Source organism: uncultured Acetobacteroides sp. (assembly GCF_963667355.2).
Classification (GTDB): Bacteria; Bacteroidota; Bacteroidia; order Bacteroidales; family ZOR0009; genus Acetobacteroides.
The window spans coordinates 3,458,030-3,471,155 of the sequence record NZ_OY763328.2 but is presented as its reverse complement, the minus strand read 5'-3'; the positions used below and the strand labels follow the sequence as shown (position 1 = coordinate 3,471,155).

The 13,126-nt window shown below is 44.3% G+C and carries 10 protein-coding genes and 2 tRNA genes; 8 read left to right on the top strand and 4 right to left on the bottom strand.

The genetic code is table 11. From position 1 onward, the window contains the following. Window positions 1-487 precede the first annotated feature (487 nt). Complete coding sequence (gene nagB, locus ACHZA1_RS14320) at window positions 488-2,476, bottom strand: glucosamine-6-phosphate deaminase (RefSeq protein ID WP_320052544.1); 1,989 nt, start codon at window positions 2,474-2,476, stop codon at window positions 488-490. Window positions 2,477-2,876: 400 nt separating this feature from the next. On the opposite strand from nagB, the gene ACHZA1_RS14315 reads away from it, so the two are divergent. Then, window positions 2,877-3,710, top strand: coding sequence for a S1-like domain-containing RNA-binding protein (locus ACHZA1_RS14315; protein WP_320052543.1), 834 nt, complete (start codon window positions 2,877-2,879; stop codon window positions 3,708-3,710). A 48-nt stretch (window positions 3,711-3,758) separates the two neighbouring features. Here the strand turns inward: ACHZA1_RS14315 and rny are convergent, their stop codons facing one another. The 3 genes from rny to ACHZA1_RS14300 form a co-directional block, all read right to left on the bottom strand. Further along, complete coding sequence (rny, locus tag ACHZA1_RS14310) at window positions 3,759-5,294, bottom strand: ribonuclease Y (protein WP_320052542.1); 1,536 nt, start codon at window positions 5,292-5,294, stop codon at window positions 3,759-3,761. 258 nt (window positions 5,295-5,552) lie between these two features. Further along, window positions 5,553-5,846, bottom strand: a complete 294-nt coding sequence (locus tag ACHZA1_RS14305; RefSeq protein WP_320052541.1) for a cell division protein ZapA — start codon at window positions 5,844-5,846, stop codon at window positions 5,553-5,555. Between the two features lie 21 nt (window positions 5,847-5,867). Continuing rightward, window positions 5,868-6,158, bottom strand: coding sequence for a hypothetical protein (locus tag ACHZA1_RS14300; RefSeq protein WP_320052540.1), 291 nt, complete (start codon window positions 6,156-6,158; stop codon window positions 5,868-5,870). Window positions 6,159-6,385: 227 nt separating this feature from the next. On the opposite strand from ACHZA1_RS14300, the gene ACHZA1_RS14295 reads away from it, so the two are divergent. The 7 genes from ACHZA1_RS14295 to ACHZA1_RS14265 all read left to right on the top strand — a co-directional run bounded on the left by ACHZA1_RS14295 (window position 6,386) and on the right by ACHZA1_RS14265 (window position 13,120). Further along, window positions 6,386-8,083 carry a M23 family metallopeptidase gene (locus tag ACHZA1_RS14295; protein WP_320052539.1) on the top strand — a complete coding sequence of 566 codons (1,698 nt, stop codon included), beginning with the start codon at window positions 6,386-6,388 and terminating at the stop codon, window positions 8,081-8,083. 24 nt (window positions 8,084-8,107) lie between these two features. Beyond that, window positions 8,108-8,716, top strand: coding sequence for a hypothetical protein (locus ACHZA1_RS14290; RefSeq protein WP_320052538.1), 609 nt, complete (start codon window positions 8,108-8,110; stop codon window positions 8,714-8,716). A gap of 304 nt (window positions 8,717-9,020) precedes the next feature. Further along, complete coding sequence (locus tag ACHZA1_RS14285) at window positions 9,021-10,760, top strand: C69 family dipeptidase (protein ID WP_320052537.1); 1,740 nt, start codon at window positions 9,021-9,023, stop codon at window positions 10,758-10,760. Window positions 10,761-10,935: 175 nt separating this feature from the next. Next, window positions 10,936-11,292 carry a 50S ribosomal protein L19 gene (gene rplS / locus ACHZA1_RS14280; protein WP_320052536.1) on the top strand — a complete coding sequence of 119 codons (357 nt, stop codon included), beginning with the start codon at window positions 10,936-10,938 and terminating at the stop codon, window positions 11,290-11,292. A gap of 96 nt (window positions 11,293-11,388) precedes the next feature. Beyond that, a tRNA-Arg gene (locus ACHZA1_RS14275) sits at window positions 11,389-11,462 on the top strand. A gap of 142 nt (window positions 11,463-11,604) precedes the next feature. Then, a tRNA-Arg gene (locus tag ACHZA1_RS14270) sits at window positions 11,605-11,678 on the top strand. 176 nt (window positions 11,679-11,854) lie between these two features. Beyond that, complete coding sequence (locus tag ACHZA1_RS14265) at window positions 11,855-13,120, top strand: MFS transporter (RefSeq protein ID WP_320052535.1); 1,266 nt, start codon at window positions 11,855-11,857, stop codon at window positions 13,118-13,120. Window positions 13,121-13,126: the final 6 nt, after the last annotated feature.

The following is a 13,126-nucleotide window of genomic DNA, read 5'->3' as shown; positions in this document are numbered from 1 at the left end:
CCGTTTAGGTTCCGAGACCCATCGTTTCGGTTCCGGAATGGTTCGTTTGGGTCCGGGACTGTTCCTTTTAGGTTCGGAACTGAAAAATATCGTCGATTAACCCAAACGAACCGTCGATTGACCTAAACGGATCGTCGTTTGACCCAAACACATCGTCAATGGACCTAAACGCATCGTCGTTTGACCTAAACGGGTCGTCGATGGACCTAAACGCATCGATCTTGAACGTATTCGTTTAGGTTCCGGACCTAATGGAAGGGGTTGTACGGGGGGTGATGGAAAAAACGCAGGGGTTCATTCCGAGTTATACGGCCGAAGTTGCCCGCCTTGGGCCAACCTCTCCCCCTCAACGAGCATCTTGCACCAGCCTCCCGAGCTCCCCCTTAATCGCGAAGCTGGGGTACCTACAAAAAGAAAGGGAGCTTTCTGAGCGTCTAAGCGCCAAGAAAACTCCCTTACGTATCACACATTCGAACTCTATATTCTGCTAGATAAAATGGTCGTACCTCACAAAGCACTCTATTGCCTGATACTCCGCCATTCCAAGCTTATCGTAAAGCTCGGCGGTAGCATGGTTTCTATCTTCCGAGCGCTGCCAGAACTCGCGAGGGTCCTTGCCTGGGAATGGCACCATATCCTTCTGCGATTGGTGGCGATAGATAGCTAGGCGCTTAATCTTCACCTCTTCGGGGCTCAACGGAACGGCCATGTCAACCATATCCAAATCCCACTCCATCCAAGCACCACGGTATAGCCAGATGCGGCAATCCTTAAACCAAGCCTCGTGCTTCAGCTGCTTGCAGGCCTCAATCACCGTCTCAATACACACCCTATGTGTTCCGTGAGGGTCGGCCAAATCGCCTGCTGCATAAATCTGGTGGGGCTGAAGCTCCTGAAGCAGGTTCTTTACGATATCAACATCCGCCTGAGTTTTTGGAGACTTCTTCACCTTTCCGGTTTCGTAGAATGGAAGATCCATGAAATGCACATGCTCCTCGTCGAGCCCAAGGTAGCGGCAAGCCGCACGAGCCTCTCCCCTTCTAATGGCACCTTTCAGCCTCTTAAGCGCATCAGGATCGGCATCGCCCGGCTTCTTCGTGGCAATAATCGACTGCGCATTGGTGTAAACCGAGTTGGCATCAAAATCCTTAATATCGTAGATGTGCTGTACATCCCTCAAGAAATCGAGGAAGCGCAGTGCGTAATCGTCAAATACCGCAATGTTGCCCGATACGTGGTAGGCAACGTGCACATCGTGTCCCTGATTAATTAATCGCGAGAATGTTCCTCCCATCGAGATAACATCATCGTCGGGGTGAGGCGAGAAGATCACCACCTTCTTAGGGAAAGGTAGCGCACGCTCTGGACGAGTTGCATCATCCGAGTTAGGTTTTCCGCCGGGCCATCCCGAAATGGTATGCTGAAGGTCGTTAAATACCTTAATGTTTACGGTGCTAGCGTAGCCGTACTCCTCAAGCAGCTCGCTCAAGCCATGCTCCCTGTAGTCTGCATCGGTAAGCTTCAGAATTGGCTTTCCCAGCTCTTGGCATAGCCAAACTACAGCCTTACGAATCAAACGAGGATGCCAGGTACACGAGCCCACTAACCAAGGATGCTTTACGCGGGTAAGCTCCATTGCAGCACCAAAATCGCAAAGGATATTGACATTTTGATGCAGCTGAAGGAAGGTAGTAGGAATCTGTTCCGAAACAGGACCTTCAACAGCCTTCTTTATTATCTCAGCCTTAGCATCGCCCCAAGCAAAAAGAACAATCTTTTTTGCCTTCATGATGGAAGCAACCCCCATTGTGATTGCCTTTCGAGGCACATTCTCCTCACCTCCAAAATCGGAAGCCGCATCAAAGCGAGTCAGCGGATCGAGCGAAACCATGCGGGTTGGCGAGTTGAGCAGCGAACCAGGCTCGTTGAAGCCAATATGACCTGTACGGCCAATCCCGAGGATTTGAATATCTAAGCCTCCGCAGCTGTCAATCTTGGCATCGTATCCCTTACAAAAATCCGTAGCCTTATCTACAGGAAGCGTTCCATCAGGAATATTGACATTTTCAGGAAGGATATCGATATGATCGAACAGGTTCTCGTTCATAAAACGAACGTAGCTCTGCTTTGCGGTTGGCTCCATTGGATAGTACTCATCCAAGTTAAAAGTCACTACATTCTTAAACGACAGCCCCTCTTCCTTATGCATTCGAACAAGCTCCTTATAAAAAGGAATTGGCGACGATCCTGTAGCAAGTCCAAGTACGCACATCTCACCCTTTTGAGCTCTACTCTTAATCAGGTCTGCAACCTCTTGAGCAACTATTTTTACGGCTTCACTTGCAGTTGGATATATTGCTGTTGGTATTCGCTCGTAACGTTCCCTAATCGACTCAGGTTCCGCCCCATTTCTAAAAGGGGAAGCGTATTCAAATGGATTGTAATACTTCTGTATTACTTCGTCAGTTTTGTTCATGGTTCCTAAATAATATTTCTTGTCCTCCCATCCATGTGCAAACAAAAGAAACTCTCGGTTGCACAACAGACATATCATTCTCTTTCGAATTATGCTGCAAGATAGCATATCATTTTCCTACCCTGAACCAGTAGCGGCAAAGACTTCGTCTAAACTTATTTAAATTCGGCCCCACCCCAGCTAGTCCTACATACGCAAACAACTCATGATAATCCATACAATGCTGTTTTACCAATGTTTACACACACGCCAAACGATCATCAAGACAAATGCAAAAAATTGCGCTACTCATCGAGGAATCACCGTTGAAGGCAACTGCAATAAGCCTATCTCCAGGCACCGCCAGTCAAGACATTAAAAAGTCATTGGTTTTATGTAACTTTGAACAAAATTTAAAGGAATGATAAGAATTGGACAGTTTAATAGGCTAAGGGTGTCCAAGTTGCTCAACTTTGGAGCATATTTGACTGATGGCAATGAAGAAATACTCATGCCAACTAAATTTCTCCCCGAAGACATCAAGGACGGCGACAGCATACGCGTGTTTTTGTACCACGATAACGAAGGTCGTCCTATTGCAACAACCCAAATTCCATATGCATGTGTCAACCAAGTTGCCACGCTAAAAGTCGTAGCCAACGGTTCTGCAGGAGGATTTCTCGACTGGGGTCTCGACAAGGACTTACTAGTTCCCAACTCCGAACAACGAGTTCGACTTTCTGTTGGACAAAATGTAGTTGTATGGATATACGTTGATGATAAAAGCGGGCGTATTGTAGCCACAACTAAGCTCAACAAATTTATCAAGGATCAAGGCAGCAGCTACAAGTCGGGAGACGAGGTAGAGGTTGTTATAGCCGAAACCACCAACTTAGGCTACAAGGTCGTAGTTGATAACGAATATTGGGGATTGCTATTCAAAAACGAGGTGTTTAAGCCTATCGAAATTGGCGACAGGTTAGATGCCTACATCAAGGAGGTTCGCCCCGATGGCAAGTTGGATATTACACTTCACTCACCCGAGAAGAATGAGGTTGAAGACCTTGGACAAGCCATACTAAAGCGTCTTGAAGAAAACAACGGCACGCTTCCATTCGGAGACAAGTCAGATGCAGACATTATCTATCGCGAATTTGGAGTAAGTAAGAAGGTCTTTAAAAGAACGCTGGGAATGCTGTTTAAAGAGGGTAAGATCACTCTCGAAAACGAACGAATTATTCAAAACAAGCAATAAAAAAGGGAACCAAGAGGTTCCCTTTTTTATTAAGTATTCTTTGAAAAACTATTTAGCGTAACTAATTGCTCTAGTCTCACGAATTACAGTAATCTTAACCTGTCCTGGATAGGTCATTTCATCCTGAATCTTCTTCGCAATTTCAAACGACATCTTTTCAGAATCTGCATCGCTAACCTTTTCGCTTCCTACGATTACACGAAGTTCTCTACCCGCCTGAATGGCATAAGTCTTAAGCACACCTGGATACGAAAGTGCAAGATCTTCCATCTCCTTTAGGCGCTTAATGTACGATTCAACAACCTCTCGACGAGCACCAGGACGAGCACCTGAAATAGCATCGCAAACCTGAATAATCGGAGCAATCATCGTAGTCATCTCCACCTCGTCATGGTGAGCACCAATCGCATTGCAGATATCTGGTTTTTCCTTGAACTTCTCGGCAAGCTTCATACCAAGAATTGCGTGTGGCAATTCTGGTTCATCATCAGGCACCTTACCAATATCGTGCAGCAAACCGGCACGCTTAGCTAACTTTGGATTAAGGCCTAACTCAGTTGCCATTATTGAGCATAAGTTGGCAACCTCACGTGAGTGCTGTAGCAAGTTTTGTCCGTAAGAAGAACGATACTTCATCTTTCCAATTAAACGGATAAGTTCTGGATGCAAACCATGAACCCCAAGGTCGATAGTGGTACGTTTACCAACTTCTACGATTTCCTCCTCGATTTGCTTTTTAACCTTTTCTACAACCTCTTCGATACGAGCAGGATGAATACGGCCATCGGTAACCAGTTGATGAAGTGCAAGACGAGCAATTTCTCGACGAACAGGATCGAATGCCGAAAGGATAATCGCCTCTGGAGTATCATCTACAATAATTTCAACTCCTGTAGCCGCTTCGAGCGCCCTAATATTACGACCTTCGCGTCCAATGATACGTCCCTTTATCTCGTCACTATCAATGTTAAATACAGTAACCGAGTTTTCGATAGCAGTTTCGGTAGCCACTCTTTGAATAGACTGGATAACAATACGCTTAGCTTCCTTGTTCGCAGTCATCTTTGCCTCATCAACGATTTCGTTGATGTAGGACATCGCTTGCGATTTTGCTTCATTTTTAAGCGTATCTACCAGCATATTCTTAGCTTCCTCTGCCGACATGCTCGAAATTTGCTCAAGTTTTTCGATATGCTGCTTATGCATCTTATCGAGTTCTTCAGTACGTTTCTCAACAAGTTCCATTTGAGAAGCAAGATTGTCGCGAAGAACATTGAGTTCCTTTTGCTTACGCTGATATTCTTCTAAACGTTGATTTACCTGAAGTTCTTTTTGCTTGTTTCTATTTTCAGCTTGTAAGATCTTCGTATTCTTTTCGTTTACAACTTTCTCGTGCTCAGCACGCATAAGCAGGAATTTCTCCTTTGCCTGAAGGATTTTATCCTTTTTAATAACCTCTGCCTCAGTTTCGGCCTCTCTTATAATCTTATCTTTTCGCTTCGTAATTACCTTGCTAAAGAGAATATAGGAGATAACTCCACCAATGGCAAAGGCGGCTATTGCAACTATAATGTCAGTTATCATGCCTTTGTGTATATAGTGTTTAAAATTTCACAAAAAAGCCCGCGCAGCTTTCTTACCTATTTTGACGAAAACCCCGTATTTCAAGGGCGGAGCAACCAGTTGATTTGCGACTTCCAACGTCTTCCAAAGAAGACTTCAGCGAACTGAAGTAAGGCCTGTCCTACGTCAACAAAGCGAATGCTCCTAACTAATTAGTGTTGAGTTTCGCAAAGTGTTAAGAGAGCCGTGCGGGCTAATATTTTTCTCAAAGATCGTGTGCTATTCTACTTTACTTAAGTATACGTCAATTTCCCTATTTAGCTCATCTAATTCCCCCATTATTGGAGAATTTTCAAACTTACTTTCACTATCTAGCATCCTGATAACAAACTGTAATGCAGCCATTGCTAATAGATCTTGAGTATCCTTATCAGCATAGCGTTGCTGGTACTGAGCAAGCCTTTCGTTTATCATCTTGGCAGCCTTACGAATCTTCTCCTCATCCAATCTATCGATTTTAAGAGGGTAGAATCTATCAGCAACATTCACACGAATTGAAAGTTTGTCGTCCATATCAGGGGTTAAATGCGTCTTTTACTTATTGAGTAAGGCAATGCACTTGTCTATTTCCCGCACAATTTTGCTTATTTGAAGTTTTGCCTCTTTTGATTCGTCAGAAGAAGTGAAGGCTTTAGCAATCTTCAACTTTTCATTCTCATTCCTCAGCACCTTTAATTCTTTTTCCTTTGAGGACAACTCCATCTCGAGTTGGGCTACCCGGTTCAAGGCTTCGGCATGCTTCTCCTTTAAGCTTTCATAGGTTGATATGAGACGGTAAATCTTCGCCTTTAGCTTAAAAACTATGTCGATTCGATTTTCGCTCATTCTCCCAATGTTTGGTTACAAAACTACAACTACAATGGTAAAAATAAAAATTTAGTTTGATTTATTTGCTCTTTGACCGATCTTAATAAGTAAAAAAGGTTTCTTTTGTACTACAAAAACAGCATAATCGCCACGTTGATTAATAGAAAGCATGATGCCTTGTGCTTTTAGACATTAAAATATCCATCTGTTAAACAAGCAGATTCCATGCGACAACCATATCAAAAATGAAGTTTTTTTCAGTAATAGCAGTAGCATTATCTTTTATTTCACACAGCAACCTTGCTAGCGGACAAGCCCCTTACTCTTTTGCACCTCCTATGCAGATTAAACCTAAACTTTCGGCAAACTTTGGAGAACTGCGAAAAAACCACTTTCACTCAGGACTAGACTACCGTACAGAATCTCGAACGGGGATTCCTGTATATGCTGTAGAAAACGGCTATGTTGTAAGAGTATTCATTAGCCCTTTTGGTTTTGGAAGAGCATTGTACATAAACCATGGATATAAGTACACCTCAGTTTATGCGCATCTTGACAGTTTTACGCCTGAGATAGAAAAATACGTTAAAGAGCAACAGTATGCTGCAGAAAGTTTCTCCCTAAATATTTTCCCAGACAAAACGCTCTTCCCCGTTAAAAAGGGGGATTTTATCGGCTACAGTGGCAACTCAGGCTCATCTGGAGGTCCTCATCTGCATTTTGAAATACGTGACCAGCAATCAGAAGAGCCTCTAAACCCTCTTGACTATAAGTTCATCTCTATTGAAGATAATATTCCTCCCAAAATTAAGAGTCTAATCATTTACCTGCCCGATTCGACCAAAGACATCCCTACTCCTCGCATATACAAGGAAATCTTGCTCAAAGAAGATTTCCCTAGCGATACCATTTCGGTTCCGTCCAAGTTCTTCCTAGGTGTTGAATCATACGACAGCATGCCCAACTCAACCAACGAATACCTTGTTAAACGTATTGAAATAAAAGTTGACAGCGCTACCTTATTTGATTTCAACATGACCCGATTTGCATTCGACGAATCGAGGTACATCAACTCTGTAATTGACTACGAACTTTTCTGTACAAAAAGAAGAGAGATAATACGTGCATTCAAAGATCCGAACAACAAGTTTTCCCTTCTATCGAAAATGAATGGGAATGGAGAGATTGCCATTTACGACAATAAGCCCCATCTAGTAACGTTGAAAGCCATCGACAGCAACAGCAACGAGACAAGTGCAGCAGTTTGGGTACGGAAGGGCAGTAAAAAGCCTTCTAGAAGGAGTGTGACTGAAGGGCAAACACCCATCTACTTCTTCAAGAAACAGAACGATCTTATTCGAACTAATGCTACTGTAACCATCCCCGGCAGCTCGATTTACAATAGTATGCTGATATACTACAAAGAAGAACCAAACCCCAAGGCATTTAGCCAGACCATTATCGTTAGGAACAACGGTCAACCGTTGAAATCTGAGATTAAACTAAAGATAAAAACCAACGTGCCGGAAAAGTTTGCGGAGAAAGCATTCGTTGCACGAGGCTACAACACCTCCTTTTCGTGCATCGGAGGCGACTACAGCAATGGCGTCATCAGCACGACCAGCAGCGAGTTCGGACAATTCTTTGTTGACATCGACTCTATTGCCCCAAAAGCGGAACCTCTACTAAAAATAAAGGGGGCAATAACTCCTACAAACGGGGCACTCTACTTCTCAATTAGCGACGACAAAACGGGCATCGACACCTTCGACACCTACATCGATGGGAAGTGGGCAACTGCCGAATACGACACCAAAAGCAACCTTGCCATCGTAAGGCTGGATAAGGAACGGATCAGCAAAGGACGAAAACACGAAATAGAATTTTATATCGCAGACAAGATGGGGAACATCCGGTTTCTCAAAAGTTTATTTTACTTTTAAGCACTAAACAACAAAGAATTCCGCATGAAAAAGTTTGCATTACTGGCATTAACGGTTGCGTTAGCAACCCAAGCATTTTCTTACGACTTTACGAATAAAGAACTCGCGCTGAACAACTTAAACATCGACTTGAAAAAGGAGATTAGGGAGATGATGGACAAGTCAGACCCATCCTTTCTTGCATCACCAAAGGGAGAAAACAAGTTCCACTTTCTCTGCTACTACACAGTGGAAAGCAGCATGAAGGCTAAAGGAATAAACGTCTTTCCGCTTCAATGCTTTGGCTCCAAGGCGGCTATCGATGCGTACGGCTTCCCCGACATTGCCACATCAAAAGCTGTAAAAACCAACGTTGCCAAATATTACTACAAACTCGATATAGAGATCGCGCTACTCCAAATGGTTAATCACTCCAAAGCTAAAATATCCGTAAAAATGATTCTCACCCCCTTCCGCAGCCCATCCATCATCCCAATGGAAAAAATAGATGTTAATGTGGAATCAGAGGTTGCACTAAACGAAGCATTCCTTGAAGGATTCACCGCAAATGCCGATGAGGTTAAGGAAGGTTCGCTAATGTGGGCCATATGCAGGGCATCGGACAAACTATCCAAAATAATGGTTCAGAAGTAACCAGAAAGCCGCCGCGGAGAAAAAAATGAGATGCGCTCCCGCTAAAGGAAAACCTGCACGTTTGATCTGCAGCCACGAATGCGAGTGACTGCAACAGAGACTTACCTGAAATCCACGTCCAGGCTTCCAAAAAACGAAAGTACAAGAAACTCGTAATCTGCACATAACTAAAACTGGAAGGCGAAACCTTAGAGTTCAACGTCGTGACAAACACAGCCTAACAGCATACGCTCATTTACTACAAGAACGAAGAGTAATTTTCATCCAATTTTATACATTTGTCCCTATTCTAAAAACACGACACATGAACGTTAAAGCTTTAGCACTTCTTTTGGCAGGGGCTGCGCTCACCACCAACGTAGCCGATGCATGTACCAACTACATCGTTACCAAGGGAGCCTCGAAGGATGGCTCGTGCATCCTCTCCTACTCTGCCGACTCGCATACCCTTTTTGGGGAGCTCTACTTCTACGCCAGAGGCAGCCATGCCCCAGGCACAATGCGTACAATCCACGAGTGGGATACGGGGAGGCTCCTGGGCCAGATTCCGGAAGCACCGCAGACCTACCAAGTTGTAGGCAACATGAATGAGCATCAGCTGGTAATTGGCGAATCGACCTACGGAGGACGCGAAGGTCTTGCCGACACCACCGGGCTGGTTGACTACGGCACCCTGATCTACGCCACGCTGCAACGCGCAAAAAATGCCCGCGAGGCCATTAAGACGATGGCGGAGCTGGTGGAAAAGTACGGCTACTACTCCGAGGGCGAGTCAATTTCTATTGTTGATCCGAACGAAGCCTGGATTTTCGAGATCATCGGGAAAGGCACCCAAATGGTACCCGACAAGAAAACCAACCTACCCTACAATAAGTACAAGGGAGCGATATGGGTTGCCGTCCGAATTCCGGATGGATACATATCCGGCCATGCCAACCATGCGCGCATCACCACCTTCCCCCTCGAGAAAGGAAGCAAGAACTCGATCAGCTCAAAGAACCTTAAGAAGATCTTTGACCCCAATATCGAATACGTTTACGCCAGCGACGTCATCAGCTTCGCCCGCGAAAAGGGATTCTTCAAAGGCACCGATGCCGAATTCAGCTTCTCCGACACCTACGCACCCCTCGATTTCGGAGGTGCCCGTGGGTGTGAAGCGCGCGTTTGGTCGTTCTTCAGGGCATTCGCCCCTGAGATGGGCAAGTACGAGGATTACGCGCTAGGCCACAACCTTAAAAACAGAATGCCACTGTACGTTAAGCCAAATCAAAAAGTTTCGGCTCAAGATGTGATGCAGGCCATGCGCAACCACTACGAAGGCACATCAATGGACATGACCAAGGATTGCGGTTCGGGCCCATACGCGAACCCCTACCGCTGGCGCCCGATGACGTGGAAGGTTGACGGGAAAGAGTACACCAACGAGCGTGCTACTGCAACCCAGCAAACTGGATGGGCCTACGTTGCCCAATGCCGCTCTTGGCTACCCGACGAAATTGGAGGTCTTTTCTGGTTTACCGTTGATGATGTTGCCAACGCACCGTTTACCCCAATCTACCCCTGTACAAACCAAATTCCCAACAACTACAAGGTAGGCAACGGAAGCATGGTTAAGTACAGCCCAATATCGGCATTCTGGCTTTTCAACCGGGTAACCAACTTCGTTTATGGCAGATATAGCCTTATGTTCCCCGACCTCTTAAAGGTTCAACAAGAATTGGAGAATAGCCACCTAGCCACCACCGCAAATGCTGAGAACAAAGCGCTAGAGTTATACAAAGAAAGCCCTGCTAAAGCGGTAGAACTGCTTACAGAATATACGATCAGCACTTCTTCTAAAACATTCAACCGCTGGAAAGAACTAGATGAGTACCTCCTTGTTAAGTACATCGATGGTAATGTGAAGAAAGAAAAGGATGACAAGTTCGAAACCAACGGATACGACGCCAACATCCCAGCCTTCCCAATGCAGCCAGGCTACCCCGAATGGTGGAAAAAAGCCGTTAAAGATCAGGCCGGAGAAAAGCTGAAAGTTGTAGAATAGCAAATACCAAAAAGAACAAGGCTTAAAGTCAGTCCTTTTATTATAAAATGGCTCTCAACTAATTGCTTGAGTATAAAAAAATAATCACTATCTTTGCAACCTCTGTGCGCAATCTCTTACCAGAACATAGGCGTCAGTAATATTGCCGCAGGTAATCTTTAAAGTACTTTAAACGATGGATTTAATTAAAATTGCTGAGGAAGCATTCCTTCAAAAAAAGGAATACCCAGATTTTAAGAGTGGTGACACTATCACCGTTACCTACAAGATTAAAGAAGGTAACAAGGAAAGACTTCAAAACTTCCGCGGTGTAGTGCTACAACGCAGAGGTTCTGGCACCACCCAAACCTTTACCGTTCGTAAGATCTCTGACGGCATTGGGGTAGAAAGAATTTTTCCTTACTTCTCTCCTTTCATTGATAGCATCGAGATCAACAAGTACGGTAAGGTACGCAGAGCTAGAATCTTCTATCTACGCGGTCTAACTGGAAAGAAGGCTAGAATCAAGGAAAGAAGAGTTAACCTCGGCTAAGAAAAGACTAAAACCGGATTTTTCATCCGGTTTTTCTTTTAAAACCCTTGCAGAATCGAAAAAGTTGCGTACTTTTGCAACGCAATCGCGAAAAACGGTTCCGTAGCTCAACTGAATAGAGCATCTGACTACGGATCAGAAGGTTACAGGTTTGAATCCTGTCGGAATCACAAAAGGCATCCATTATAGATGCCTTTTCTCGTTATATGAGAGATCTTAGTTTTGTCGAGAGTCTTGTTAATAGTTTTTGACAATGTAAAGTCTAGGAAATTCGGTTGCAAAATTTACCTTTGCAACGCAATCGCGAAAAACGGTTCCGTAGCTCAACTGAATAGAGCATCTGACTACGGATCAGAAGGTTACAGGTTTGAATCCTGTCGGAATCACAAAAGGCATCCATTAAGGGTGCCTTTTTTCATTTAATGTGTTCACGGCCAAACAAGCCGTTAAAATCGAGTTAAAACAATCTCCAAGAGCAGTCATCGGAAATAAGAAAGCTGCATAAAGAGTACTTTTGCAAAACTCAATAGGCAACCCTACTTACTAACGAATTTAGCAGCCAATGTTTGTTTTCCCCCGATACGATACTTTTATCAAAAAAGCCAAGAATGGATTTATCTCGCTAAGTTCGCCCAACTTCCGTAAGTTCTTTCTGGGACAAACCACTTCGTTCATCGGCTCATGGGTTCAAAACATCGGGATGGGATGGCTGGTTTACCGACTAACCGGCTCTATAGCCCTACTTGGAGTAGTTGGCTTTAGTTCGCAAATACCTGCTCTGCTGATTACACCATTTGCCGGAGTCTTTGCAGACAAGCTTAACCGAAAGAAGGTGATGCTATTTACGCAGCTAACCATGATGGTAATTGCCCTGCTCTTTGCCACGCTAACCCTCACCAATACCATTACTGTAGGGATGATTGTTTTTCTATCGGTTATAAACGGATTGGTGGTTGCCTTCGATACTCCTTTTCGCCATTCCATCCTATCAGACCTTCTTGACAACAAGGAGCACCTATCCAATGCGGTAGCCCTAAACTCCATCATGGTAAACACCTCTCGGTTGGTAGGACCTGCCATAGCGGGCTTTCTTATATCAGCATTTGGCGAAGGAATCTGCTTCCTAGTAAATAGCCTCAGTTTCTTAGCCATTATTGTTGCATTGCTTTCGATAAGGATAAAGATACCGCATCAGCCCAAGGTAAGCTATAGCCCCAAGGTAATAACCGACGAACTCCTAAATGGAATACGATACGCCAAGAGTAACGCAGGGTTCAGGCAGATATTTCTCATCGTGTTTCTTAGTAGCTTGCTTTGCCTACCCTTTCAAAACCTAATGCCAGCCTTTGCCAAGGATGTCTTTAGCGGCGATTCAAAGACCCTTGGACTACTATCGGGAGCATTTGGACTTGGTGCACTAATTGGCGCATTCGTGCTTGGACAGATATCTACACCTCTTAAGCTCGTACGACTAATAGGCTATGCAGGTGTAATGCTAAGTGGAGGTATTATTCTCTTTTCTTCATCAAACATGATAGGCATAGCCTATGTTGCGCTAGCAATTGCCGGATTTGGAATGATTTCGCTGTTTGCCTCATCGAACACAATTATTCAGGTGTACTCCAAAAACGAATTTCGAGGCCGCATGATATCGCTTTACAATGTCTCCTTTCTAGGATTAACGCCAATAGGTAGCCTTTTACTTGGACTTGCAGCACAACATATCGGGCTACAACCAACAATTATCATTTCGAGCGTTATCTTTATGGCAATGTCCATAAATTACCTTTTTAGGTATAAATTTGTGCAACGAAAAATACAATCTTAACAAATA